22 protein-coding genes are annotated in these 26,002 nt (G+C 66.8%); 9 read left to right on the forward strand and 13 right to left on the reverse strand.

Going from position 1 to position 26,002, the window contains the following annotated elements:
- Positions 1 to 303: 303 nt before the first annotated feature.
- Both ABD327_RS23550 and ABD327_RS23555 read left to right on the forward strand, forming a co-directional pair.
- Complete coding sequence (locus ABD327_RS23550) at positions 304 to 564, forward strand: hypothetical protein (protein WP_344452830.1); 261 nt, start codon at positions 304 to 306, stop codon at positions 562 to 564.
- Positions 565 to 598: 34 nt separating this feature from the next.
- The gene (locus ABD327_RS23555) at positions 599 to 739 is read left to right on the forward strand and encodes a hypothetical protein (RefSeq protein WP_344452831.1); all 141 of its coding nucleotides are present in this window, start codon (positions 599 to 601) and stop codon (positions 737 to 739) included.
- A gap of 113 nt (positions 740 to 852) precedes the next feature.
- Here ABD327_RS23555 and ABD327_RS23560 read toward each other — a convergent pair whose 3' ends face one another.
- The 4 genes from ABD327_RS23560 to ABD327_RS23575 form a co-directional block, all read right to left on the reverse strand.
- Positions 853 to 1,539, reverse strand: coding sequence for a hypothetical protein (locus tag ABD327_RS23560; RefSeq protein WP_344452833.1), 687 nt, complete (start codon positions 1,537 to 1,539; stop codon positions 853 to 855).
- Between the two features lie 143 nt (positions 1,540 to 1,682).
- Complete coding sequence (locus tag ABD327_RS23565) at positions 1,683 to 2,462, reverse strand: hypothetical protein (protein ID WP_344452834.1); 780 nt, start codon at positions 2,460 to 2,462, stop codon at positions 1,683 to 1,685.
- Between the two features lie 291 nt (positions 2,463 to 2,753).
- The gene (locus tag ABD327_RS23570; protein ID WP_344452835.1) at positions 2,754 to 3,503 is read right to left on the reverse strand and encodes an SMI1/KNR4 family protein; all 750 of its coding nucleotides are present in this window, start codon (positions 3,501 to 3,503) and stop codon (positions 2,754 to 2,756) included.
- Positions 3,504 to 3,636: 133 nt separating this feature from the next.
- Entirely contained in the window at positions 3,637 to 6,717 is a 3,081-nt protein-coding gene (locus ABD327_RS23575) for a Tn3 family transposase (protein WP_344452836.1), read from the reverse strand.
- A gap of 567 nt (positions 6,718 to 7,284) precedes the next feature.
- Between ABD327_RS23575 and ABD327_RS23580 the strand changes: the two genes are divergently transcribed.
- Positions 7,285 to 8,541 carry an IS256 family transposase gene (locus ABD327_RS23580; RefSeq protein WP_425547194.1) on the forward strand — a complete coding sequence of 419 codons (1,257 nt, stop codon included), beginning with the start codon at positions 7,285 to 7,287 and terminating at the stop codon, positions 8,539 to 8,541.
- 101 nt (positions 8,542 to 8,642) lie between these two features.
- Here the strand turns inward: ABD327_RS23580 and ABD327_RS23585 are convergent, their stop codons facing one another.
- From ABD327_RS23585 to ABD327_RS23615, 7 genes are all read right to left on the reverse strand, one after another.
- Positions 8,643 to 9,791 (reverse strand): hypothetical protein, encoded by a 1,149-nt coding sequence (locus ABD327_RS23585; protein WP_344452838.1) that lies wholly within the window; start codon positions 9,789 to 9,791, stop codon positions 8,643 to 8,645.
- Positions 9,792 to 9,804: 13 nt separating this feature from the next.
- A complete protein-coding gene (locus ABD327_RS23590) occupies positions 9,805 to 10,599 on the reverse strand; it encodes a thiopeptide-type bacteriocin biosynthesis protein (protein WP_344452839.1) in 795 nt (264 codons plus the stop codon).
- Positions 10,600 to 10,739: 140 nt separating this feature from the next.
- Positions 10,740 to 11,876 (reverse strand): lanthionine synthetase C family protein, encoded by a 1,137-nt coding sequence (locus ABD327_RS23595; protein ID WP_344452840.1) that lies wholly within the window; start codon positions 11,874 to 11,876, stop codon positions 10,740 to 10,742.
- Complete coding sequence (locus ABD327_RS23600) at positions 11,873 to 14,890, reverse strand: lantibiotic dehydratase (protein WP_344452841.1); 3,018 nt, start codon at positions 14,888 to 14,890, stop codon at positions 11,873 to 11,875. The genes ABD327_RS23595 and ABD327_RS23600 overlap by 4 nt, the downstream gene beginning before the upstream one ends.
- Positions 14,891 to 15,031: 141 nt before the next feature.
- Positions 15,032 to 15,208 (reverse strand): FxLD family lanthipeptide, encoded by a 177-nt coding sequence (gene fxlA / locus ABD327_RS23605; RefSeq protein WP_344452842.1) that lies wholly within the window; start codon positions 15,206 to 15,208, stop codon positions 15,032 to 15,034.
- A gap of 46 nt (positions 15,209 to 15,254) precedes the next feature.
- Positions 15,255 to 16,481 (reverse strand): methyltransferase, FxLD system, encoded by a 1,227-nt coding sequence (gene fxlM, locus ABD327_RS23610; protein WP_344452843.1) that lies wholly within the window; start codon positions 16,479 to 16,481, stop codon positions 15,255 to 15,257.
- A gap of 44 nt (positions 16,482 to 16,525) precedes the next feature.
- Complete coding sequence (locus ABD327_RS23615) at positions 16,526 to 16,789, reverse strand: hypothetical protein (RefSeq protein ID WP_344452845.1); 264 nt, start codon at positions 16,787 to 16,789, stop codon at positions 16,526 to 16,528.
- A gap of 175 nt (positions 16,790 to 16,964) precedes the next feature.
- Between ABD327_RS23615 and ABD327_RS23620 the strand changes: the two genes are divergently transcribed.
- The 3 genes from ABD327_RS23620 (at position 16,965) to ABD327_RS23630 (ending at position 23,066) form a co-directional block, all read left to right on the forward strand.
- Entirely contained in the window at positions 16,965 to 18,368 is a 1,404-nt protein-coding gene (locus ABD327_RS23620; protein ID WP_344452846.1) for a helix-turn-helix transcriptional regulator, read from the forward strand.
- Positions 18,365 to 19,249 carry a phosphotransferase gene (locus tag ABD327_RS23625; RefSeq protein WP_344452847.1) on the forward strand — a complete coding sequence of 295 codons (885 nt, stop codon included), beginning with the start codon at positions 18,365 to 18,367 and terminating at the stop codon, positions 19,247 to 19,249. The genes ABD327_RS23620 and ABD327_RS23625 overlap by 4 nt, the downstream gene beginning before the upstream one ends.
- 361 nt (positions 19,250 to 19,610) lie before the next feature.
- A complete protein-coding gene (locus tag ABD327_RS23630; RefSeq protein ID WP_344452848.1) occupies positions 19,611 to 23,066 on the forward strand; it encodes a protein kinase domain-containing protein in 3,456 nt (1,151 codons plus the stop codon).
- A gap of 55 nt (positions 23,067 to 23,121) precedes the next feature.
- On the opposite strand, the gene ABD327_RS23635 is transcribed toward ABD327_RS23630, so the two are convergent.
- Complete coding sequence (locus ABD327_RS23635; RefSeq protein WP_344452850.1) at positions 23,122 to 23,394, reverse strand: hypothetical protein; 273 nt, start codon at positions 23,392 to 23,394, stop codon at positions 23,122 to 23,124.
- On the opposite strand from ABD327_RS23635, the gene ABD327_RS23640 reads away from it, so the two are divergent.
- Positions 23,389 to 23,637: a creatininase family protein gene (locus tag ABD327_RS23640; RefSeq protein WP_344452851.1), complete on the forward strand. Its 249-nt coding sequence runs from the start codon at positions 23,389 to 23,391 to the stop codon at positions 23,635 to 23,637. The genes ABD327_RS23635 and ABD327_RS23640 overlap by 6 nt on opposite strands.
- 60 nt (positions 23,638 to 23,697) lie before the next feature.
- Here ABD327_RS23640 and ABD327_RS23645 read toward each other — a convergent pair whose 3' ends face one another.
- Positions 23,698 to 24,489 carry a GntR family transcriptional regulator gene (locus tag ABD327_RS23645; RefSeq protein ID WP_344452853.1) on the reverse strand — a complete coding sequence of 264 codons (792 nt, stop codon included), beginning with the start codon at positions 24,487 to 24,489 and terminating at the stop codon, positions 23,698 to 23,700.
- A gap of 258 nt (positions 24,490 to 24,747) precedes the next feature.
- On the opposite strand from ABD327_RS23645, the gene ABD327_RS23650 reads away from it, so the two are divergent.
- Both ABD327_RS23650 and ABD327_RS23655 read left to right on the forward strand, forming a co-directional pair.
- A complete protein-coding gene (locus tag ABD327_RS23650) occupies positions 24,748 to 25,239 on the forward strand; it encodes an ATP-binding protein (protein ID WP_344452855.1) in 492 nt (163 codons plus the stop codon).
- Positions 25,240 to 25,343: 104 nt separating this feature from the next.
- Positions 25,344 to 25,874 (forward strand): hypothetical protein, encoded by a 531-nt coding sequence (locus ABD327_RS23655; protein ID WP_344452856.1) that lies wholly within the window; start codon positions 25,344 to 25,346, stop codon positions 25,872 to 25,874.
- Positions 25,875 to 26,002: the final 128 nt, after the last annotated feature.

Raw genomic sequence — 26,002 nt, forward strand, 5'->3', positions numbered from 1 at the left:
CAGCACGGTTCAGGATCATCGCCGTAGATCACCCGAAAATCCACGTAGGACACGGTCTAAGGAGTCAAGCTGCGGCCTGGAGACGGGGGCCGAAGGCGGCGTTCTCGTCATAGGGCTGCCGGGTTTGGAGGCAGTGGTGGAGGCATCCGAGCAGGCCGTGAACTCCTACAGCTACGACGAGCCGCAAAGTAGTGGTTGAGCCCGTCTTCTACCTGGGGATCTCTGGTCCGTTGATGATGTGGTGGATGGTCAGGAAGGGCGAATCCTCCACAGGGGTGGTGCCCAGTCCGGGATCATCATCGGATGAAACCTCGGTTGACCTTCGAAGAGCACGTTGAGATGGGCGTGGCCCTCCGGTCCCTGGACTATGAACTCCTAGAGCGATCGGTCGTTCTCGCGAACGCCTACCCCCGGTCGGGGCCGCCGGGGGAACCGGCGCAGCTGCTGGCCGAGGCGTCCGAGACCATCCGCAAGGCCCGCCGGATGCTGGAGGACGCCCTCTATGAGGAGCATCCCCGCCTGGCGGACACCTCGGTGTACGGCGGGACCGGCGAAGTCCGGTAACTCCGAGACCCGTGCCGAAGAAGACCAGGACGCCTTGATCGGCACCGCCTCGGACACCCTCACCCGGGCCAAGCGCCTGGAGCGCAAGGCCGAGCGCGCCGACGTCCTGCTCACCGCGATCGCCACCCACCTGGGCGTTGACGTCCCGCTCCTGGCGGACGGCGAAGACGAGTAGCCACCCCGCTGGCCTCACCGCGGCCCGCCGCCAGGTCCCGGGATCCCGCCCGGTCCAGGGGTCCTTCGCTGTGACTTTTGCCTCAGTGCTCCTGCCGGTCGGCATGGCGGCCGTCATGATCTTATAGATTGCTGAATGCCATCCTTCGTCGTATAAGGGAAGATGTCGCGCTCGGCCGGGCAACTTGAGTATGGGTCGGTACATACCAGGTCGCTGATGTCCATTGACGCCAAGACAAGTTCTTCGCGGATGAGTCCTCGCTGATGGCTGTTGATGGGAATGTCATTCCAGTCTGTTGCGGCGTACAAGAGGCTGCGGAAGTAGCGAATATCCGAGACGGCGATGGGGACGCCGTACGCTCTTGCCTGGCTCCAGAGCTTGTCCATGGCCTTGATCAGTGAGCTGAGTTCGCGGATGCTTCGTCTGTCGAGGTCAACGTCGTGGCCGGACGTCAGGCCGTGGATGGCGAGGGCGCGAGATGAAATTCTTTCGATGTTCATGTAGACCGCGAGCCGCTTGTCACGGTTGTTCTGAGCGGCTTCGAGCTGGGCTGATAGGCGGGTTGTTGATTGATTGTCGCGTGCTGTGAACTGGGCGCCTCCGAGCGTGCTCGCGATCGCCAGAATTCCCGCGACGATCACGGTGAAGAGCGGCGAGTTCCACATGGATTGACGGGAGTTCTGTGGATGTCCGCAGTGACTGCATTCGCCTGTGCCTATTTCAGCGGGCTCGCTGTCGGTCGAGTCCTGCGCGCTGGTCGCGGCGTGGCTCGTCGTCGGTGGGGGCTCGGGTTCGCTCATCGATTTTTCCTCCGGTGAGTTCTGCGGGTCGGTGACGTCAGTTGTGCCATTTCGGGGGCGGATCTTCTCCTCGGAGCGTTGATGCCGCGGCAGGTGAGACGGAGACCGGGACAAACCGTGGGAATGGGCGGCTGGCGCAGCCTTCATGCAGTGTCTGGCCGGAGTGGGACGCGCGGCGGCGGAACCGCCGAGGCCAGCTCGGCCAGCGCGGGCTCCCGCCGGACAGCACCCGCGCCATGGCGCCTCCACGTCGCGTACACCGCGAGCAGGGGCACGACCGACCCGCCTACGGCGATCTCCCGTTTCCGGGAGAACCGCAGGACAACGGTCTTCGCGCCCAGGTCGGCCCGCATCTCCGTGAGCGCCCTGAAGGGATAGCTCTCCCATCGCCGGCCGACCTTGCAGAGCAGCCTCTCGTCGGTGAAGGCGATCCGCGCCCCGGGACGGTCGGTCCAGCTCCCCGCCTTTCCCACGCTGAAGCGTTCGGCCCACAAGTCGAACCGGACCCGCTCGCCGAACCTGCCGACCCCGTTCCACACCAAGTTCTCCTGCAGCGTCTCCCCGGTCTCGATCTGCCGGATCAGCCTCTGCCCGTTCGCCCACCCGGCCGCGTCACCTTCGACCATGTCGGGCTCGTCCCTCTCGACGGCGCTCCGCACCTCCCGGGGCAGCCGTCCCGCCGCATAAAGCGCGTAACGCAGCAACTGCCAGAGCCGGACCGGCACGAAGAGCACGGCCACCACGCCCACCAGCAGGAGCACCCCGAACAGGGCGTTGGCCCAGACGGGCGTCCCTTCCATCTCCGGATACGCCGACGCCACCACGAGGACCATCACGAAAACGACGGCCAGCACGGCGAAAGGCACCCCGGCCCTTCGCAATACCTTCCACGCTCCCGGCCCGAACCGACCCCTGGTGATCATCAGGCGATGATAACGAACCCTCCCAGGACCCGACAGACCATCAGATGTCAGGCGTAGACCTTGGAGGGATACCACCGGAATGTGGCTGGGACGGGCCGTCAACTTCCTGGACGTGGGTTTTTGGACGGCGTTCGCGCAGTTGAGCACGTCGGCTGAGAACGTCTACCTTTCTGGACACCGTAGCGACCAGGCACGATGCCGTCCAGAAAGTCCCATCCGAAAAGTCCCTGCCCGGACACGCCGGATCGTCGGGATTTCCTGACGATCACGAGGGGGCGCGGGCCCACACCTTCAGAGCCAGGAGTCGGGGGAGGCGAGGTCCATCCACCATCGGCCGCGGCTGTGCGGGGTAATCGTCACGGTGTGTTCGGTGTATTCGGTGGATCGCGGGGCTGGCCCGTTGACGCGCACCGACCATGCCGGCCACGGGCTTCCAGCGGTGGGATGTCTGCGCAGGTCGATCACCGTCCATGACTTCCCATCGTGCGCGCTCTGGATCTCGATCGGATTTCCGTTGGGATCGGCGAGGACATGGACGAGCCTGCCGCGGCGCTGCCCGCTGCCCGATGCCACCTTGTCCATATCGTTGACCAGTTGCTCGCCGAGCGTGGGCCATGGCAGCGGGAGCTGGTAGTGCCCTGCGTCGGCGTCGATCGCCCAGACGCGGCCCTCCGGGGTGCTCCAGTCCACGAAGTGGTAGATCGAGCATCCCATGTGCGCGAACGGGACGAGGAAACCGGGGACGGGAAGTGTCTCGTCGGGGTCGACCTTCCCCTTGACCGACCACAGGTACTCCTGCAGCACCGGCCCGTGCCCGTAGCAGCAGCGCTCATCCTCCCGCGTCAGCGGATAGGCGTTCCCCCAGTCGTTGAAGCCTCCGTCAGAGACCTCCAGATAGAGGCGCTTGAGCAGGGGCGGCATCGCCAACCCGACAACCGCCTCCAGCTCTTCCACCACCGCCTCCGTGGCGGGCGCAGGAAGGTCGGTCCCCGCAACGAAATGGAACTCGCGGATCCGAGTGATGATCTCTTCTTCGGTCACGACGCACAAATATCACCCACACACGACATTTCGACACGCACCCGCGTTCTCGGCGCGACCGGCTACATCGCCCACACCGGCGAGGAGGAATCCGACCGGCTGATCGAGACTCTCCCCGCGTCGACCTGATCGGTCAGATCTCGTCGTCGTCCTCGGCGCCGTCGGGATCGCGTAGGTCGCGGATGGCGCCGGGCGCCAGGTCGGGCAGGGCGAAGGTGTAGGTGCCGTGGACGCCGAGGTGGGAGTGAACGAACGGCGACAGCCGGGCCATGTCCTCGTCCTGGACGGGGTAGCCCTGGGCCTTGAGCTGGCGGATCGCGGCGTCGAGGTAGACCGTCGTCCACAGCGTGACGCAGTTCAAGACCAGGCCCAGGGCGCCGAGCTGGTTCTCGATGCCGCGTTCGTAGCGGTGGTAGAGCTCGCCCTTCTTGCCGTGGCAGATCTTGCGGGCCAGGGAGTGGCGGTTCTCTTGGAGGTTGCGGATGCCCTTGATGTCGCGGCGGTAGGTCTCGTCGACGTCGATGAACTGGAGGATGTGCAGGGACTTGAAGATCCGGCCGTAGGAGGCGATGGCCTCGCCGAGCGCGGTGGGGTGGCCGTCGCGCTGGAGCATGGTGACGACGTCGTAGGCCCGCACCGTCCCGGTGTAGATCGAGGCGACCACGCGGAGGATGTCCTGCCAGTTCTTCTTCACCTTCCGCAGGTCGATCTTGCCGCGGGCGAAGGTGTTCAAGGGCCCGTAGTCGGCGGAGGCGTTGATTAGCCAGCCCTTCTGGTCGGGCAAGTCCGCCAACGCCGGCCGGTAGGAGATCCCGAGGAGTTCCAGGAGGCCGAAGACGACGTCGCTGTAGGAGCCGGTGTCGGAGACGACGATCTCGGGGAGGTCGCCGCCGTCCAGGCCGAAGATGACGTCGACCATGTGCAGGGAGTCGCGGATCGTCCCCGACACGACCTTCGCGCCGCGCCCCATGCCCCGGTCGTTCATGGCGTTCAGCCAGGTCATGCCGCGTTTCGATCCGAAGTACTTGCGGTTGGGGCGGGCGAACGCGGCCGGGACCGGGACGACGAACCGCATCCCGTCGACCGCGGCGACCAGGCCGCCGCCCCAAGCTTGGGCCAGCGGCACGCCTGCCTGCATCGCGACCAGCGGCGCGTTCGCCAGGCTGAGGGTCTCGGGCCGAAAGTAGTTCTGGTAGACGTGCGACAACCGTGAGCGCTCCAGTGCCTCGACGCCGTTCTTGGCGATCGGCCGGTAGCCGACGTTCAGCGAGTGCGCCGTCAGGCACGCCGCGATCGAGACCGCCAGGTCCTTCAACCGCGACCGACCACCCGATACCGCGGTGAACGCCTCGGTCATCTCCGGCACCCACGACATGACCTCCAGGATCATCTCCGGCAGCTCCACGCGCGGCAGCATCGCGGTGGCGCGGGCCCGCAGGTCCACCAGGGACGGCGGCTCGTCGACGGCCTTCACCCCGGTCAGGTGGATCTTCCCCGACGCATCCACCCGGACGTCGGGGTTGGCGATCAACCGGCCGCCGACCTCCTTGTAGGCGGCGTCCAGGGTGCAGGCGTGATCGGCCAGCAGCGCGTCCGGGCTATCGGGCAGGCTGAGCGCGGTCAGCACGTCGGGCCGGAGCTCCTCCCACTGGTCGCCTTCCAGCAGCTCGGCCTGCGGGTTGCGCCACTTGGTCGAGGCGTCGGCGAAGATCTCGCGGCGCTTAAGACCGCGCCAGAACCGCTCCAGCACGCAGAAGGCATAGGCGTGCCGGTTCACCGCGCCGCCCTCATGAGCCGGGTGGCCGAACACCAACTGCTTCCACGCCCTGTTCACCACCTCCGCCTCGATCAGCCGCCCCGGGATCAGCGGCGCCGCCAAGCGGCCGCGGTAGGTGAGCACGTCTGGCAGCGCCTTCATCGCGGCCAGCACCTTCGCGCCCTCGGCGTTCGCGCCGAACTCGATCACCTCGGACAGCAGCTTCGCGAACCCCGACACCGTCGTGTATCTGCCGAGGAGTTCCTTGCGCCAGTCGTCGGGGTCGGTCGCGTCCGCCGGCAGCACGTTCTCGTTCACCAGCACCAGCGCGGCGCGCAGCTCGGCGCGGGAGATGACGTTCTCGATCGCCTCCCACACCTCGGCGACCCGCGGTTCCTCATCCGGACCGCCCCACCCCTCGGACTCGAACAACGCCTCCACCGCGATCGCCAGCCGGGCCGCGGACTTCGCGAGCTTCGGATGCTTGCGGACCTTCTCCTTGTTGGAGGCGTTCTGCGCCTTGTTGATCAGCTCGGTGGCCATCAGCAGGTCCAGCAGCTCCAGGGTGTCGTCGACCGACTTGCCCTCCAGGAACCGGACCGTCGCCAGCAGCGTCGCCAGCCGGCGACCGTCCGGATGCCGCTTGAGCGCCGAGGCGTCCGCCCGCATCCCGTACTTCGCGAGCTCACCCAGTCGGCGCGACGGCACCAGCGCCTCGGCGCCCAGCTCCGCGAGCTCCAAGCCGAGGATCTCCGACACCTGGTCCAGCGCCTTGATGATCGTCGGGCCGGACGCCCGCGGCGGCACGCCCTTGCGCCACCGCTCCAGATCCGACACCCGCGACCCCGGCGGCACCTCCAGCAGCTGGTCCAGGACGTACCGCTGCCCGATCGTCAGCAGCCCCTCCAGCACACCCCACAGGCGCTTCGTCGTGTCATCGCGAACACTCGCGACCAGCCGCGCCAGCGTCGTCACGCCCGGCAGCAGCACCTTGCGCTCCCGCAACCACCCGACCCCATCTGTGAAGATCGCCTTCGGGCCGTCACCCGAGGTCCAGGAACGGGCCGCGACCCACGCGACGAACTCCGGCTCGACCGAGACGAAGTCGTTCCATCCATAGGTCCGCCGGATCTCCCGCTGATGATCGAACGGCGTCTCTCGCCGCTCGGTGTACCGCTTCACCTGCGACGGATCCTCGACACCGAGCTGCTCGGCCACGAACTCCAGCACCACCCCCGGCACCTCCAAGGGATCCTCCAGAAACGTCCCGAGCCAGCGGACCGTCACCAGCTGAAGGGCGAACCCGAGCCTGCTGTGGACGCCCCGCTTCTGCCCCACCAGAGCCCGATCCTCATCATCGAGGAAGAACACCCGCTCCAGATCCACCCGCGACGGCGGCCCCGCGAACCGCCCGTACGCAGCCGCCTCATCATCGGTCAGAAAATCCACTACCGGCATACGCGGCAAAGTAGGACCGACCAGCCAGTAACCAACCCACAGCTACCGAACCGTTACAAGATCCGACAGGACCCGCGCCCACCTGTACCGGTCCGACCGGTGGCGATAAGCGACGCCCCGTCGGCTCGCTAACGCCACTCCTCGCAGGGTTGCTGCTCAAGCCCCGATTCATGGAGACCGGGACAAACCGTGGGAACACCTGGTCAGTAGCTTGCTCGGCGGGTGAGTACCGAGGGGCCTGGCATCCTCGTGCCCACTCAGACCGGTCTCTTATGAGTTGGAGTCCCTGCTCTTCCCACGGTTTGTCCCGCTCTCCTTACCGGACTGTGGGGAGGGGGCCGGCAACCAGGAACCGCGACCGCGCCGCAGCCTCCTCCCAACCCCCCGCGCGAAGCGCGGAGGGGGCGTTCCACATCACCAGCGCAGAGGACTTCAGGAATCAGTGCACAGGGTTGCGTCCACGGAGGTGGTGTAAGAGTTTCCGCAGGTGAGGACGTGCCTGCGTGACGTGAGACGGCCACCGCGTGATTCTTCGAATCGACCAAGATCTCGAAGAGAGGAAACGCGGTGGCCGTGAACAACAGTGTGGACCCCGGCCGGTGGTTGGCCGAGCAGTTCGGGGCGTGTGAGCCGGATCTGTTGCGGGCCATGGTGCAGACCATGGCGAACGCTTTGATGTCGGCCGAGGCCGACGCCGCCTGCGGGGCCGACTACGGGGAGCGCTCCGGCGAGCGGGTCAACTCCCGCAACGGCTACCGGGCGAGGGAGTGGGACACGCGGGCGGGAACGGTGGAGCTGGCGATCCCGAAACTGCGGTCGGGCTCCTACTTCCCCGAGTGGCTGCTGGACCGCCGCAGGCGGGCCGAGCAGGCCCTGGTCTCGGTGGTGGCGACCGCCTATCTGCTCGGGGTGAGCACCCGGCGGGTCGACAAGCTGGTGGAGCAGCTCGGCATCAAGGGCATCTCCAAAAGCCAGGTCTCGGAGCTTTCCAAGTCCCTGGACGCCCAGGTCGAGGCGTTCCGCAGCAGGCCGCTGGACTCAGGTCCTTACACGTTCGTGTGGATCGACGCCCTGACCCAGAAGGTCCGCGAGGGCGGCCGGATCATCAACATCCACGTGCTCGTGGCGACCGCGGTCAACGCCGACGGCCGCCGGAAGATCCTCGGCCTGGACGTCACCTCCGCCGAGGACGGCGCCGGCTGGCTCGCCTTCCTGCGCGGCCTGACCGCCCGCGGCCTGACCGCCCGCGGCCTGAACGGAGTGCAGCTGGTCGTCTCCGACGCCCACCGCGGGCTCATCGACGCGATCGGCTCCACGCTGCCGGGCGCGTGCTGGCAGCGCTGCCGCACCCACTACCTGCGCAATCTTCTGACGAAGGTCCCCAAGTCCGCCCAGCCGTGGGTCGCCACGCTGGTGCGCACCGTCTTCGACCAGCCCGACGCCTCGGAAGTCGCGGCCGCCCACGCCCGGGCGGTCGCCGCGCTGGAGGCCAAGTATCCGGCCGCCTCCGAGCATCTCGATGAGGCGGCGGCGGACCTGCTGGCGTTCTCGGCGTTCCCGCGCGAGATCTGGAAGCAGATCTGGTCGAACAACCCCCAAGAGCGGCTGAACAAGGAGATCCGCTGCCGCACCGACGTGGTCGGCATCTTCCCCGACCGGCCCTCCATCGTCCGCCTCATCGGCGCCGTGCTGATGGAGCAGACCGATGAATGGACCGAATCCCGCCGCTATATGGGCCCGGAGATCCTCGCCAAATCCCGGCTGAGAATGATCACCGGCCAGTCGGGGCAAGAAGACCATCAACCAGCGGCGCTGACCGCTTAACCTGCACAAACAGGATCACGCGGAGATCGTTTCATACACCACTCCGCTGGACGTGACCGAGTGAACTGCGGGCCCGAACCTAGACAGTCGATGATTTCGGGTTAGCGGAACTTTCCATTCGTCTGCTTGTTGAGCGCGGCGGCGACCGCAGACTGCACAGTCGCTGCAGCCGTCTCTGCCGAAGCCAGAAGCACGCGGCGCAGCCGATCCGGGATCTCCCCTGCTCCAAGGCCTGCGCCCTCCATCAGCGCATTCAGCATGGGCTGGCGGTCCAGGTGCAGGAAAGGCGCGGCCCGGTGGTGGCGAAGGATCTCGCGGGCGGCATAGCCGTCACCGATCCGCAGAGCCCTATCTACGACATGTTCCAGAACAAGTGCGGCGGCCTCCAGATCGGTCGGCTGCACCAGAGCTGCGACAGCCAGGCCCGCGCGGGTGTGGAAGACGATGTACTCGGTCCTGAGCCGGTCGTTCCAGAACGCTTCCAGCATTCGTTCGAGAGCCGAGCCACCGTTCCGTACGTCGGGTTCGGCGCACAGGACTGCCAGGCAGCCTGCGGCGATCTTCTCCCACGGGTCAGTCGGGTCGGATTCGTCGAGCGCGGCTTGTGCCTGGACGTGGTCGTCGGCCAGCATCCGGGCGATCACCAGTGCCTGCCGTCCTTCCATGAGCCGTGTGCCGATGCCGTTGTGCGTGCGAGCGTGGGCGACGGCGTCGTCCCACCGTCCTGCGAGCGCCAGTGCGCGGACACCATCGCCGAGGAGTTGGAGCCACACTGATTCCACCAGTCGGCGGTACTCCTCACGGGTGCCAGCCAGGCCGCTCAGCCGGATGGTCCGGCCGTCGACGTCCAAGTCCGCGCGCGAGACAGCGGCCTCGTACATGGCGTTGAGTAGATCGAGTGCGGCTTGCCCGTCGGTGGCGCGCAGCCGAAGCCGTACGAGGTTAATGACGGGCTCCAGTTGATAGCGAGCCTGGGTGACGGTGAAGTGAGTCCCTGCGTTCCGGTAAGCGTCGATGTGCTTGTGGCACAGGTCTGTGGCGAGGTCGGGCAGGCCGCAGTCGGAGGCGATCAGGGCAGCCATGTTGAGGGCGTGAGCGCCTTCGTGGAGGGGGTCGGTGTCGGCGCGTTGGGCGGCGTGAGCGGTCTGGGCGACCTTGTCGATGCGTTCGGCGAGGGTGGGGCAGGCGGGCTTGGCCCATCCGATCAGGGGGAAGTGGCGCAGCGCGAGGGAGACGGCTTCAGGGTGCATGTGCTGGTCCTGGTCAGTCGGGTGGCAGGAGCGCGGCGGCTGCGGCGGAGGCGAGGATGCCTTGCCGGTCAGCGGACAGCCCCAACCGGTTCCAATGGAAGATCACGATGTGGGTGAGCACGGCGCGCAGGCCGCGTTCGAGATGGCCTTGGGCAGCGGCATCGCGTAGTCGACGGCCTGCATCGGTGTGGGCGGTGAGCCATCCGGCCGCATGGCCAACGTCGCCTTCGGCCGAGAACAAGGGGTTACCGGCTGAGTTGGGGATCGACAAGAAGGCTCGCACATTGTCGATGAGCGGTACGAGCGCGGCGGGGTCGGGTGACGGACGGAGGCGGGCGGTACGCGCGAATACGTCGCCTCGCTCGAAGCCGTCCAGCCCGGCCGCGTGAAGCAGACCGTTCAGCAACAGCAGCGACAGCTCCCGTCGGCCGACGGCTGGGGCGGACTGCCGCAAGTAGTCCAGGACTCCGGCGGTATCACCGCAGAACAGGTCATGGACGATGCTCATGGCGGTCGGCCCGCCGAACGCGGCAGTTTCCGGTTCGTACAAGCTCGGCTGCCATCCGGCGAGTGCCCCGGCCTCGGTCAGCTCGTCCAGGACTTCGGTGACGGGTTGAGGGTCGGCGTGGTGGAGTCGAAGCCGCCAGCAAGGGTGTTTGCGCAGGAACCACCATCCGGTGATTGCTCCGGCCGCGGTCAGCTCGTCCAGGCGTGGCCCGAGTTGGAAGGCGCCGACCGTTTCGGCTGCCGTCCAGTCGGCGAGTTCGGCCCGGACCTGGAACCAGTCGTCGCTGGCGTGCTGCTCCAAAGCCGCTGTCCCTGCCGCATGGTAGGCGGCGACGGCGTCGTCAAGATCGGCGTCATCGGTCCCGTAGCGGATGGCAGCTGAAGCGGTGTCAGTGCCGGCGAGGACGGCTCGGACCGCGTCGGTGAGCCGAGTAGGTGAGGTTAGGTGATCAGCAGGCATCGGTCCCAGTCCGAAACAGGAGGAGCGTTATGGCGTGCGGTCTCAGTAACCAGGGCGATACCTGCGGCACCGGTCAACATCCCGTCTGAACCGCCCTCGGGTAGAGCGGCCAGACGGGCAGCGAGCGCGGGTAGCCGCTCGGCGATGGAGGGGTGCCGGGCATCGCGGGCTGCGCGGTAGGCGGTCTGGTAGACGCCGGCGAGGCCGTGGCACAGCCCTGGTGTATCGAGCCGGTCGAGGTGGCGGTCTGCCAGGTTCGCGGCCAACGCGGTCTCGGCGGTCTTCCGGTTGGATTCCTGGCCGGTCGCTTCAGCAGCGAGTTGGAGGGCGCGAGCGATCCCGATGGCGCCGTAGCACCAGGACGGCCGTCCTGAGCGCGTGTGGGAGGTAAGAAGCCCGGTGCGGAGGTCGTCGCGGGTCAGCCACTGCGGCCACCAAGGCCCATCAGCGGAGTCCTGCCGCCACCGGTCAAAGAAGTCCGTCAGGCTCTCGATCGCCTCCCGCTGCCCGTTGACGGTGTGCCCGGCGCGGGCGGCGAGTGCGAGCAGCGCCAGAATCCCGGCGGCTCCGTGCGCCATTCCCAGGTTGGCGTGGCCTCCCGGAGTCGGCAGGGCGGTGTCTGGATGGTGGTCAACCCACCACCCCGGCACTTGGAGCCCGTCGAGCGTCCGCGGGCGGGTCAAGCGGGTGAGGTAGGTCAGGATGCCGCCGAACACTTCGCTGCCCGGGGTGCGGACCAGCAGGAGCGCCCCGAGGCCGGTCAGCCCTTTAAACAGGTCGTAGTCGGCAAACACAGTCGGCCGCCCGGTTCGCACGGTCATGATCGCCTGCGTGAGCCTTCGTTCGGTTACCGCCTTGACATGCTTCTCCAGGGTGCGGCTGGCGTCGAGGTAGCGAGGGCGTCCGTCGGCGGAGGCTGCGGTCAGGACGAACGCCACGGCTGGGGCGCCGTAGTACAGACCAGCATTTGGACCGCTGTCGACCGGGTCGGCGACGGCTTGCCGGATGACGGTCTGGGCTTCGCTCCACTCACCGTCCTGCAGTGCGCGTTCGACGTGCAGGAGAGCGCGACCGGCAGCGCCGTCGGCGAGGGACTGGCCCGCTGACTGCGAGGTCATCGAGCGGCTCCTGCCAGTGCGAGACGACGCATCGCGGCGGCGCGGGCAAGTCTGCCGGTGTCGCGTTCGGCCTCGGTGTCGATGATGACGGCTCGTCGGTGGTGCTCGTGCAGCAGGCTGCGCAGCACGCTGTCTGCCTCCCGCTGCTCCGACACCGCCCGGTAGTAGCCGGCCAGGGCGGCGTCTCGGTCCGACCACGCTTCCGCGAGTGCCTGCCCATCGGGCAGTTCCCGGACGGCCCGGTAGCCGTCGGTGGGGTCGGCGAGCCGGTGGACGTGAGCGGCCAACGTCCGGTCGACCTGCCCACTCCCCTGGGGCAGCCGGGTGAGCAGCGCGCGGTAGCCGGTGACAGGGTCGGGGGCGAACGCGGCGGCCAGGTGCGCCATCGATGCTGCGGCCACCGCCTGCGGGGGGATTCCGCTGGATCCGGCCACCCGCAGCTGAGCGATGGCCGCGACTGTGTCCGCGGCGAACACCCTCTCAGCGGCTTCCAGCGCGCCTCCATGTCCGTATCGGCCGGGGTGTTCGTTGTAGGAGGTGAACGTGAGCTGGCCGGGTAGTGCGGCTCGGGTCAGGGACTCGGCGAATTCCCCGAAAGCGCGTGCGACCGGAGCCCACCCGTCCAGGCCATGGAGGCGGACGATCACCGTCAGGTGTTGATCGGCCTCGACCCGGATCAAGTCGCGGGTCCTGGTCACCCACCACCGGTCGACCAACCCGTCCAGGCCGTCCACGAAGCCGGGCAGGTGGCCGGTCAGGACGTCGTCAAATCGGGCCGGGTCGCCGGCCAGTTGCGCAGCCAGCACGAGGTCGGTGCCCGGCGGATGGGTCCTGCCTGGCGGCGTCGTTACCGGCAAGGGACGGGACACGGCTACGCGCATCGGGAGGAGGAACTCGACCGGTCGGCCCTGCGACCACCCGAATCCGTCGGCTGGCGCGCCCTCCAGTAGCTCTATGCGGGGCGTCTTCTTCAGTTGGACCGTGAGCATGGCCCGGTCGAGCGGCTGGTCGAGATCGAGTGGCAGCCGTAGCACTCCGGTACTCGCCACGATCCGAGCCGGGACCCGCCACCTACGCAGCCACTCCCCCAGCTCGGGCAGATCGGCGGCCTCCAGGACCCAGCGGGCCGGTGCCAAGACCGTCCGCCGGTAGCGGATGCGTGGGATGTACGTCAGGTTGCGGGCCGCTCCGACGTCGAAGGGACTGAATGCGGCGGTGCGGGCGTCGGCTACCTCGGCCAGGAATCTCGCGAGCGGCGGCGTCTGCACCGTGAGTTCGAGGGCGTGCGAGATCCTCGGCACGATCCTCCGGCCTGTGGAGGCCTGCACCAGGTACATCTGCTCGGCGTCGGCGGTGACCGCCAGGTCCTCTACCCCGATCACCGGCCCGGCCGTGCCGTCGGGATGGTCGCCGACCGACACGATGTGCGGCAGGTAGGCCAAGGTGCGGGTGACGTTCTCGTTGCGGGGGCGGCGCGGCGGGAAGGCAACCTGTACTGCCAGCGCTTCGCCGGACGCATCGGCATAGCCGGCGGCGAGCCGGTCGCGGTCCTCGTCATCCAGCAGATAGCCGAATCGTCCGGCCATGCTGGTGGGGACGGCGGGCGCTCCGGTTACGCACAGCCGGTAATCGCCTCGGTCGATCGCCGCGGTGTCGGTGGCGTGCAGAGCGAAGCCCAGCTCGATCCGGTCGGGTGGCACCATCGCGGCGGCGTCGCCGAACGTGAGGGCGTTGACGTCGGCATCGGTCAGCACGATCTCTTCGGCCTGGTCCATGTAGGCCTGCTCGATCAGCCGCAGCAGCGCCACATCCCGTTCGGTGATCATCCGCCAGCCGGGGCGGGCTTTCGTCGACCCGAGGAACCCGGATGGGTAGCCAAGCCCGGCCTCCGAGACCAGCTCGGTCACCGGAACGATCGCGCCGGGCCCGTATCGGCGGCGGAACTCGGCGTGGTAGTCCAGCCATGCGCCGGTCCCGAACGGCTGGGTCACCATCCGCAGCAGAACTCCGGCGGCGCGTTCGGCCTCGGCCAACACTTGAGCGGGAACCGACACGTCGGCGTCCAGCCGCACATCGTGGGCCATGCACGGTCGTGAGGCGACGCCGACGACTTCTGCCATCGTCGCGGCCGCGCGGTCAGCTGCCGCAGTGTCTCCGGCGTTGTGCGCGGTGATGTCGGTGCCGATGCGTTCCAGCCGGGTGAGGAGATCAGCGACGTCGGCCAGGCCCGGCAGGATCTCGCTGTCGAGCGCGTAGCGCAGGACGGTGATGAGGTGTGCGAGCCCATCGACGGCCGTCATCGCCGGTCGCAGGCTCGTGATGAGCGCGCCTTGGTCTATGAGCCCGTGCAGCACGTTGCAGATCGCTTCGCGCGACGCTGTCGGGTAAGCGTGCGTCAGGTCGGCTTCCAGCTGGGCGAAGGGAATCGGTGCGCGGGCGGCAGCCAGTGCAGTACGAACCGGGCGGGTGTAGCGGACTGTTGCGTCGCGCAGCGGGCCCGGCAGATGCTCACCGGTTCCGGTGCGGCGCGGCACGATGAGGCGGCCGTCACGCACGCGGGCGGTACTGGCAGCGACGACCGCCACCCGCGACCGCAGCAGCCGGTGCGCATCGAGCCAAGCGACGACGTCGGTCAGCCACTCGGCATCCACCCGGGCGATCGAGCGGTGCCCGGTACCGATCCGGACGGCGGCCGGGCCGATCCGAGCTGCGGTGACCCCGGCGAACGAGCCGAAGGGCGTGGCGCGGCCCTGCCACCGCTTCACGTAGCTGGCCAGGGACAGAACCGCGCGGCGCACATCCCGGATGGTCGCCGGGCCACCGGCGATCACCCATCGGTCCAGGCTGGCCGCCAGGTCGGGGCTGGCCACTCTGACCGCGGATCTGACCTGCGGGTGCTCCCACGTCTTGGTCAGCCAGGCACGCCCGTGGGTCTCCAGCGCGGCATGGTCAGCAGGGTCGAGGTCGGGAAGGCCGAACCCGCCCGGGTCGGTGGTCGCACGGACCAGGACCACGCCGTCATGGGCGAAGGGAACGAGGGGGACGGGGCCGAGCGAGCCGTCTTCACATCGAACTCCCGGAAGGTGAAGGGCCCTCCGCCGTCCCGTCCGACTACGAGGTGCGGGACGGCGGAGGGGTCTGGTGCGGCGGAACGATCAGACGGGGTTGGCGGCCCCGGTGTTGCAGGCGCTGGTCTGGCAGGAAGTGCCGCAGCCGTCGTCGGTGGCGCAGTTGCCCATCAGCGGGGTCAGAGTCTCCACGACGCGCATGTCCAGCACGAAGTCGTCGTCCTCCAGGACGGCGGTGGAGCTCTCGGGGGTCAGGACACTCATTTCCTGCTCCTTAGATTCGGATTCGGGGTTTCCCTGGCCCGCGGCACTACGGCGTCGTGGGCCAGGAGATCGTGACCAGGCCGTGCCGTTTCTCCAGGACCGCGGCGCCCTGGGGGAAGTCGTGGTCGCTGCCGTTCGGCCAGAACGCGACGCTGTCGGGCTGGGGGCGTCCGGCGGCGGCCCAGGCCTGGATCTGGGTGACCATGGCCGGTCCTGCGTCGCCTTCGCCCCAGCCGCGTGCGAGGAACTCGTCCCCGGTGCCGTCGAGGGTGGGTCCGATCGCCAGGTAGGCGAAGGAGCCGTCGTCGGCCACCGCGCCGAAAGGGAACCAGCGGCGTTCCTCAGCCAGCTCCGTGCCCTCGCCTGCGGCGATGCGGCAGAAGCCCGGCAGGAAGGACGCGAACCACAAGTGGAGGTCGGCGAACGAGGCACCCCGAGGGATGTCGACACCCGACCGCAGTTCGGTGCGGGCCTTGCCCAGCACGCCGTCAAGCGGGCTCAGGTCCTTCGGCGTGACGTCGAACTGGAGTTTGACGGTCCCGTCGTGAGGGTCGGGTAGTTCGAAGATGCGCTCGTGGTGCTCGCCGTCGCCCTGCATCGGCACGAACCCGCACACCACCAACGATGTGCTCTCCAGATGACCGCCAACACGGCGGAAGGCGACGCTGCGGGTGATGTTGTTCATCCGCAGGGGGACCACCAGTCGGCCGTCCGGCGTGAGGTGGTCGGTCCAGGCCGGAGGAATGTCCCAGGAGCCGACGGTGACGATCACCGCGTCCACCTCGCCCAGGCCGGGGATGGGGTGCTCGGCGTCGGCGAGCAGTACCTCGACTCGGCTTCCGTATCCGGCGGCATCCAGGGCCGCGCTGGCGTTGGTGGTGATGTCGGGGTCGATGTCGACGGTGACGACCCTGCCGCCGGGCCCGACCACTTCGGCGAGCAGCGCCGCGTTGAGACCTCCAGAGCCGATCTCCAGCACGGACATGCCCGGGGCGAGTTCGGCCTGCTCGATCATGTAGGCCTGGATGAACGGGGCGCTCAGCGAGGAGACGGTCCGGCCGTGCTGGTCGGTCTTGGCGGCGACCGCGTCGTTGGGGTTGTAAGCGGTCGCCAGGTCGGTCCCTTCCGGCATGAACGCCTCGCGGGGAACGGACCGGAAAGCGCGCTTAACGCCGCCGGACGTGATCGCCCCGGAGGCGACGAGCTTGTCGACCATCTCCCGGCGGGCACGGCTCGCCTCATCGGAGCCGGCGAAACTGTCGACCGTCGTCATGCAGATCTCCCCTGATCGTTGGATATCGGTGATGAGCGGATGCTTCAGGCCTGCTCGGCCAGCTGCCGAATGATCTCCACCTGCTTTGAAAGGAACTCGCGAAGATCCTGGTGGGTGTCTCCACTGATCGTGGGGAAGACCAGCCCGGCTTCTTCCGGTCGAGGATCACGGCGAAGGGTCGCGTACCAACTGCCCACCGCTTGTCCTCCCACCTTGCTGCGCCACACACTGTGGGTGCTGCCGAACTCGGTCTTGAGCGCTTCAAGGTCCTCGGTTTCAGCGGTGCCGGGCACGGTCGTCGGGGGCATCCGGGCTCCTTTCTGCGGCGGGCTGGTCTTCGCTTTCCGGGTGACTCCGAACAGCTAGACCGCGATCACGTGACGTGCCACGATTGAAGTCGCCGTCAGCAACCGTGGTCCACATCGTGAAGAGGACCGCGAAGTTGTCCTCTTCCGTACGCGTCCATCGCTCCCGGGATCATCGATGCCCTATCCGCTCGCGAAGCTGCATCCTGAACGTTCCCCCGAGGAACGATTCGGCGCTGAACTCCGCCGGTGGCGTGTGGAGCGGAAGCTCAAGCAGCCCGCCCTCGCCGCTCGTGTGCAGGTCAGCAGCGCATTGATCAGCAAAATCGAACGGGGCGTGCGTCGTTGCCTGCCGGAGCTGGCCGAGCGGCTGGACGAGATCTTGGAGACCGGAGGTGCTCTGGTCTCGCTTCTGAACGAAAGGCTCTCCCCCATCCGCGATGCTGAAGGGGACAGCTACGACGCCGAAGGGGACAGCTCTGAGAAGCAGGCTGCCGTCTTCGGCGGCCGGAAAGCCATCATGGATTCGAGTCGAGCTCATGATGAGGGACCAGTGGAACGACGTGAGTTCATGATCCTCGCGGGGGCCGCCGCCATCGGTGCGCCTTCCTCCGGCCTGCTCTCCGCTCTGGTCCCATCTACCCCACCGGCGCGGGTCACGGCAGCGGAGATCAGTCAGATCAGGCAGGCCGCTCAGCTGTTCAGTGGACTCGACCATGCCTACGGCGGCGCGCTGGTGCGGGAGGCGGTCACCGCTCAACTGCGTTGGTCGGTACAGCTGCTGAGCAGCAAATGTCCCGAGAAGCTGCGGACACGTCTGCTCTCAGCGGTCGGAGCCCTCGCGGCCACCTGCGGTTGGATGGCCTTCGACGACTACGCGCACGAAGACGCCCGCGCCATGCTGGAGCTCGCTCGTAAATGCGCCGAAGAAGCCGACGACTGGCATCTGCGTGCCAAAGCCCTGTCCCACCTCGGCCGACAAGCGGTCTGGCTCCAGGATCCCGATACTGGACTCACCTACATCGAGCTGGCGCTGGTGCGCTCAGACCGGCTGACGGCCACTGAGCAGGCGATGCTGCACACCGCACGGGCACGGGCGCTGGCCAAGATGGTGAGGCTAGGAAATCGTAGCAAGGCAGAGGACGCCCTCCGCGCGGTCGGCCTGGCGGACGCGGCCTTCTCCGATTCCGATCCCACTGCGGATCCGCCCTGGATGGGCTACTACGACGAGGCCCAGCATCTGGGAGACACCGGACATGCCTTGTTCGATCTGGCTGCCGCAGGGCTCCGCGAACCTCGCGCCGCCCGAAGGCTGGCCTTCGCCGTCAAGGGACACTCCGACCAGTACGCACGATCACGAGCGATCTCCGGGACGAAACTCGCCACACTAATCATGATGACAGGGGATCCCTCCGAAGCCATAGCCGTCGCACGTTCAGCGCTACGTGACGCAGGTCAGGTCCGTTCCCGGCGCGCCGCTACTGACTTGGCCGAACTTTCATCCGCTTCCGCTCCCCATCACCGCGAGCACGGTGTCCCGGAATTGAGAGTCCGCATTAACAAGATGGTCCACGACGCGTGAACACCTCCGGCATCGACCACGTCCTCGGGCAAGCCTGCTATCAGGCCGGCCTCGACGCCTCCCGAGCCGAGCTGATCAGGCGGGGAGAGAACGTCCTTTTCCGCGTCGGTGACACTGTGCTGCGGATCGGTCGCCCCGGACAGTGGGGCGCCGCTTCCCGCGAGATCGCCGTGTCACGGTGGCTCACCGACAGCGGCATTCCAGCCGTTCGCGTCTGGGCGCACATGGAGCAGCCCCTGCTCATCGACGAGCGCCCGATCACCTTCTGGCAGCTCCTGCCCCCACACCGCCAGGGCAGACCCGGCGAGATCGGCGCGCTACTCAAGAAGCTGCACCACCAGCCGGTACCCACGCACCTCGGTCTGGGCCATCTTGATCCGTTCGTTCGCCTTCCCGAACGTATCGCAGCAGCGACCACTCTGCCCGACGATGACCGGGCCTGGCTCGTAGTTCGTCTCGCCGAACTTCGAACCGCATGGGCGGGCCTGCTCGATGAGGGGACACCTCGTGTCGTCCACGGCGACGCATGGGCCGGCAATGTGCCCGTCGTCCTCGGCGAATCGACCGCGTTCTTCCTCGACTTGGAGCGCTTTTCCATCGGCTCCCCGAACTGGGACCTCGCCTCAACCGCGATCAAACATACCTCGTTCGAGTGGATTACCCGTCAGGAATACGAAGAGTTCAGCCAGGCCGTCGGCAGCGATGTGACGGCCTGGCCCGGTTTCCCAATCATGCGAGATCTACGCGAGTTGCGCATGACCTGCTATCTAGCCCAGCACTCCGCCGAACACCCCGGCTTCCACGACGAGGTCCGGCTGCGTGTGGACTGCCTACGAGGTAGACACGGCGACCGGCCCTGGCGCTGGACTCCCCTGAAGTAGACGTGGTCGCGATAGCAACGGCCGTGAATCCAACGATCCTGCCTCTAACCTGCATGAACAGAACACGCCACGACGGCCGGACAACCGTGTCTTCTCTTCAGGTTTGCCCAGGTCAATGAAGCGCCCCGAAGGTTCCGGACAGCCCCATTCTAGTGGAGTTAATATCTGGAACCTTCGGGCGCTTCAGGTAGAGCACCGTACCGGTACCTCGCTGGTGCACGGCCTGCCTCGCCGGATGCGCTTCTCGACATTCCCGGACATTTGTTGATTGTGTCGGCGTGCTTGCGCTGCGTGGTACACGCTGGTGCTTCTGGCGGAGTAGGCGGACTGGTGGAGGCGCGGCATGCCGGGTCCTTTGCGGATGGGCGATCCTGAGCGGATCGGTGACTACGTATTGGAGGGCCGGCTGGGCGCCGGCGGTCAGGGCGTGGTGTACGAGGCGGTCAACGGGGATGGGGTGCGGGTCGCGGTCAAGGTCTTCCCCGAGGCCGACGGGATCGCGCGGGAGATGCGCAGGGAGGTGGCCGCCGCCGGGAGGGTCGCTTCGTTCTGCACAGCGAAGCTGCTGTACGCACAGATGGACGGTCCGCGTCCGTTCCTGGTGAGCGAACTCGTCGAGGGGCCGAGCCTGGGTCGTGTGGTTCGAGACGGGAAGCGGTTCACCGGAGACGACCTGCACCGGCTGGCGGTCGGTATGACGACCGCGCTCGCCGCAATCCATGACGCTGGGGTGGTGCACCGCGACCTCAAACCCGACAACGTCCTAATCGGTCCGGACGGGCCTCGAGTGATCGACTTCGGCCTCGCGCGTTCACAAGACCTGTCGGTCACCAGCCGGATGGGGGCCGGCACCCCCTTGTACATGGCGCCCGAGGTCTTCCGCAATGGCCGCGCCCGGGAGCCGGCCGACGTCTTCGCCTGGGGCGCGGTTCTGCTGTTCGCCGCCACGGGCCGACACGCGTTCCACGCTGACGCGCTGCCCGCGGTGATGCACCGGGTCCTCACCGCAGAACCCGACCTCACCGTGCTGCCTGAGGCTTTGCAGCCGCTCGTCGCTGCGGCCCTGGCCAAGAGTCCCCTTGACCGGCCCACCGCTCGCGACCTCTTGTCAGCTCTCACCGGCGATCCTGCCTCCGCTTCTCGGGAACTGCTCGCCGCCGGATCGTTGCATGCTGCGGGCCTCATCTGGCGGGCTGATGATCCGATCCTCGCCGACGTGGCCGAGGACGCCTACCAAGCCCTCGACCCGCAAGACCGGGACGTCGCCCGGGACGTGTTCCTCCGCATGGTCGCGCTCCCCGACGGCGGGCCGCCGATCGCCCGCATTCTGTCCGCTGCCGAACTTCCCGACGTTCACGCCGAGGCGACCGAACGCGTCCTGGCTGCTTTCGTCACGGTCCTCGCACGTGGCGACGGCCAGGTCCGGCTGACCCGGCCCGCGATCCTACGGGCATGGCCGCGGCTGCGCGCATGGATCTCCGACTACCAAGACGGCCTGGGCATTCACCGGGAGATCCGCGAAGCCGCCGCGACTTGGGCCGACCACGGCCGCCGCCCCACAGATGTGCTCACTGGCAGCCGCCTGCAGCGTGCCCTTCTCTGGCCGCATCAGCACACCCACCCCGCACTCAACGCCTTCGAGCGCGGCTACCTGGCGGAAGGCTCCCGTCTGCACTCCCGCGCCCAGACCCGCCGCCGTGCCTTCACCGCCGCCCTGGTTGTTCTGTCCTTGGCCGCGACGGTGACCGCGGTACTCGCGATTCGAGCAGAACACCGAGCGGCCAGTGCGCAGCGGACAGCCGACGTCCAGCGCAGATCCGCCATATCTTCGCTGCTGTCGACCCAAGCCGATAACGTGCGCGCGAGCGACCCCATGCTTGCCGCGCTGCTGTCGACCGAAGCCTGGGGATACGCACCGACAGCAGAAGCCCACCACGGGATGGCGGTCTCAGTGGCCTCAGGGCTGCAAGGAGCACTGCACTCTGCAGGTCCGAATTTCACGACGGCAACCTTCAGCCCTGACAGTAAGACGGTCGTCATAGCAAAAGCCGACGGCAGCCTCGAGACCTGGGACCCGACCCTCACCCAACAGAGACCACAGACATTTGAAGAAGCTGACGGCCCAATTCAAGCACTGGCCTACAGCCCCGACAGCACGACCCTGGCCGGAGCGATCACCTCGGGCAGCAGAAACCACATCCAAAGATGGGACATCTCGACGGGGCGCCGCATTGGCTCCCCGCTCAAGACTCGCAGCAGGGTCTCGAGTCTGGCCTTCGACAAGACCGGGCAAGTCCTCACTGCTGTCAGCCATGGCGAGATCCACTCCTGGAATCTGTCAACGGAGCCGCCTAGTCCCGGCAGTTCATGGCAGGGCAGCAGGATCATCGGAGGCGACCGATCCTCCTACCTGAAGGTCTCCCAAAACATCCGGGGGATCACCAATGCCCGATCATGGCGAGAAGGGCGCCCACTGGGACCTATCATCCGCTGGGAGGACGGCCGCAACCCTGACACTGTCGGTGTCACAACCGATGGTCGATTGCTGGCCGCAGCTGGCTCGGACGGAGTGATCTCTTTCTGGAACACCCGCACTGGCCGCAGGCTTTCCACGACCAAGCACGGCACCTTCCCTTTCGCCACGCAAATCCTGACTTTCAGCCTGGACGGGGCCATGGCGGCTTCTTCTGCCGGAGACGGAACGGTGCAGATGTGGAGCACGGCTACCGGCCGATCCCTGTCAGAACGGATTTCTTTTCAGAACGGAGCTGGCCAAGAGCCAAGCCATCTGTCTTTCAGCCCTGATGGGGAGCTCCTCATCGGCATGAGTTTCCGAACTGTCCGAACAATTAAAACGAATACATGGAAAAATGAAAAAATATCGAAGGTTCCCGAGGGATGGTCAGATAAAGGCCTCAGTGAAGTACGACTCAACCGAGATGGATCCCTAACAACATTTTATTACGTCAACCGACCCGAGCAAACATATCGCCTACAGAAATTCGATGCACTCGCGGGCAATAAGGCGATTTTTACCGAGCTCCTGGAGGGGCCGGGAATGCTGTTCGGATGGGCACTCAGTCCTGATGGCTCACAGATCCTGACCATTACAAACCGCAGGAATAATCGCCCTGATACGAACATTGCTCTTTATGACATTACCTCAGGGAATCCCATTCAGCAGCCGACAAGCGATCGAGCCTGGGGCGGACTCATAGCCATGAGCGCTGCGTTCAGCCACGACGGCCGTACTATCGCAGCCAAAGGACACAGCGTGTGGTTCACAGAAAACGGAAACAGAATTCACTGGCGAACTGGAAATGAGGACCGCGCGCAGTCAAGTGGGGATGGCAGCGGCCTCACTTTCACTCCTGACGGCCGAACTGTCTTGGCCCTCCAACCCCAAGACTCCAATAATACCTCCCGGGTGGAATTTTGGGACACAGCCACCGGCCTGGAAACATTTACCCCCATCAATCTCAAATTTCTGTCGTCAGATATCTCGGTAAGCGCTGATGGTTCCCTATTCTCAGTAGCCGGAGAAAAGGGCATCGAACTATGGGACATGGCGAGCAGGCGACGTCTTAGTTTCCACCCGGAACCAGGCGTTAGGGCCCTGTCCTTCACTGAACGCGACCGCGACCTCCTCACCGTCGACGAACAAGGAGTCGTGCGTTCCTGGCAGATCCCCAACATCCCGAAGGATCTGCCAGGCGCGGTCTGCCAAATGGCCGGACGGTCCCTGACCAAGGAGGAATGGACCCGCTACATCCCCGATACCGAGCTCTACCGCCAGACCTGCCCTGCGGACCGGTGATCGGACGCACCCCACCCGTAAAAGTTGTGTATCCAACCGGCGGCAGGCCCATCTTCTACTCCCGTGAGAACAACGCATGGGCTGGTACCGTCAGCATCTCCTCCAAGACGTTGAGCCGGGCCATTTGGACGCCCACCATTCCTTGGACAGGGCAGGAGTTCCGAAGCTCGTCCTGGTGAACGGGCACGGCGGGAATTACCCACTGTTGAAAGTCGTCCAGGAGGCCAATGCCGACGGCCACCACATAGCGCTTTTCCCCGCCCTTGAGGACTGACATGACGCCCGCAACGCCGCGGATCTGGTTTCTTCCAGCTATGAGAACATGCACGCGGGCAAACTGGAGACCTCCCTGCTCCTCCACGCCTATCCCGACCTCGTCGATCCCATCACCTCGGCAGATGACACCGTCATTGAGGACCGCTACCACATGCTGACCACCGGCCTGGCGCACCACACCATCACCGGCGTCGTCGATCGGCGCTCCCTTGCCTCGGCCGACAAAGGCAAAGCCGTCTTGGAATCCCTCACCAATTCCTTCGCCGCGCTCCTAGGCCTGCTGTCGGCCTCCTAACCTCACTCAGGCCGGAAGCCGATCGGCCCGGAGTCTCCGGGCGATGCCATTGTCCCGAGATCAGGACGGATCGGCCGAAGAGACAGGCCATGAGGCGGTGTCGTCGCGTCGCAGTGCCGTGATGATCTCTCCCCGGTCGGCGGGGACGAGCACGACCGTGACCTCCACAGGGTGGTCGGTGCGGGCTGAGAAACCGGTGCGGGTCAATTCCAGTACCGGCATGCCGGAGCGGGGCATGGCCAGCAACCGGGCCTCCTCGGCGGTGGGCATGCGGGCGCGGACGCGTTCGGTCCAGGCCAGCGGTCCGTGGCCGGCTTCCTCCAGCCGGTCGAGGTACCCGCCCGGACCAGTGGAGATCTCACCTGCTTGAGGGGCGTCGGCGAGGGCCTGGGGATGGATCCAGGAGTCGGTGATGTCGAACGGAGGCTCGCCTGCTGGGGCCATCACCCGACGGCGACGCAGCACCGGTTCTCCTGACGCCACCCCCAGCAGTTCGGCGATGTCGGCAGGAGCCGGTTGCATGCTGCGGCGGGGCGGGATCACCGGCAGCCACTGCTCCTCGGGTGTGCTGGCTCCGGGGAAGACGTATCCGGAGCGGGAGCGTCTGACGGTGGTGTCCCGCGTGATGCGGCGTCGAGGGGTGCGCGGTCGCACGACGATGCCCCGGCGCTGGGCGGCCTCGACGAGTCCTTCGGACTCCAGTTCGGCGATCGCCCGGCGGATGACGTCCTTGCTCGCCTGGTAGGTCTGGGCCAGGTCCCGGTAGCCGGGCAGACGACCGCCCACCGGGTACTCGCCGACCTCGATGCGTTCGCGCAGGTCGGCGGCGATCTCCTGATAGCGGGCTGTCATGGACGTCCTTCCTCGATCTTCCGACTCGTTCACGCTCACCCATATCAAACAAGTATGGACCAGGTCCATTGACAGCGGCTTCGCTTAGATGTGACATTGGACCTGGTCCAATCAACAAAGCCTTGGCTCGTCGCACCGAAACCGGGTGCCTCAGCCACTGAATGACGCAAACCACCTAGGCGGGCTCTCTGCGCCGCCCGACCATCCGTCCGGAACGCCCGCCCAGGCTGGGTTCCGATTCCAGAACGGACTTCACCTATGTCACCTGACGTCTTCCGCCCCGACAAAGGCGGGGAACCGCTCGAGGCCGAACGCTTGTGCCTTCTGGCGCTCGCCGTGTCGGTCCCGTTCGTCCGACGCGCGGTCGCCAAATGTCTCTCCGCTTGGGGCTTGGACGACCTCGTCCTCCCCTGCACCCAGGTGGTCACCGAATTGGCCGCCAACTCCGTTGCCGCGGCTGACGCGGAGCGAACCTCCAAGCCGCACGGGCGCGCATCCGGGACGTTCACCGTCCACCTGTCCCGCACCCCTACCCGCCTGTTCATCGAGGTCGGCGATGCTTCCTCTGAACCGCCCAGGCCGCAGACCGCCGCCGAGCAGGACGAGAACGGACGCGGCCTAATCCTCATCGAGGCGCTGGCTGACTGCTGGGGCTGGTACCCCGGCGACCCCGAAGGGAAGGTCGTCTACGCGGCCTGGAACCTGCCCGGCGTTCCCACGGCTGCACGCCCGACGGAGGCGAGGCAGTGAGCGAGCAGCCGCCTACGGCCGGAACCTACGATCCGCGGCCGATCCCGCCTCTCCTTCTACTCGCCCTTCCTGCGGGTCTGGATGAAGCTGCCACGCTGAGGGCGATGGCCCGCGCGGTCCGTCAGACGCACACCGCGTTGCGTCAGAGCATCGAGGCCTCCGTCAAAGCCATCGAAAAGGTAGACGAGAAGGAACGGGATTACTGGTGGGGCAGCCTCGCCGCCTACAGCGACTCCCAGGACTTCCTGGTCAGGGAGCTCTGCGACCAGTTCGACCTCCACGACCAACTCGACGCCTGCGAACCGCTCCCCGGCGACCCGGTACACGCCGGCGCCCCGCTGTACCGACCTAGGTTGCCGGCCTCCGATGTAGAGGTCTCGGAGGAAGTCCTTGAGGTGCTGTACGCCAAACGCGATCACCTCGCCTCGCTGGCCGCGAGCTTCAACGCCGAGGCCAACGGCTGGAAGGACACCGACGCCGAGGACCTGTGCCTCCTCAACCGCGGGATGTCCCTGGCCTACGCCACCGCGTGCGACCTCATCGAACAGGCCCTGGCCAGGATCACCGGACTCGACCTGGCTGCCCTCTCCGCCTTCCTCAACGAACACGGCACGACCCGAGGGAGCTACCAGTAGACGGTGCCACCTCGTGTAGGTCTCGGTTGTCTGGATCGTCCCGGCGCAATGGTGCTGGGACGATCCACTGCCCTCGGCTCTTGAACCGCACGCGCATCACGAAAGAGCGCATTACACCGTGACCGACC

This window comes from Actinocorallia aurantiaca (assembly GCF_039533685.1).
GTDB classification, from domain to species: domain Bacteria; phylum Actinomycetota; class Actinomycetes; order Streptosporangiales; family Streptosporangiaceae; genus Actinocorallia; species Actinocorallia aurantiaca.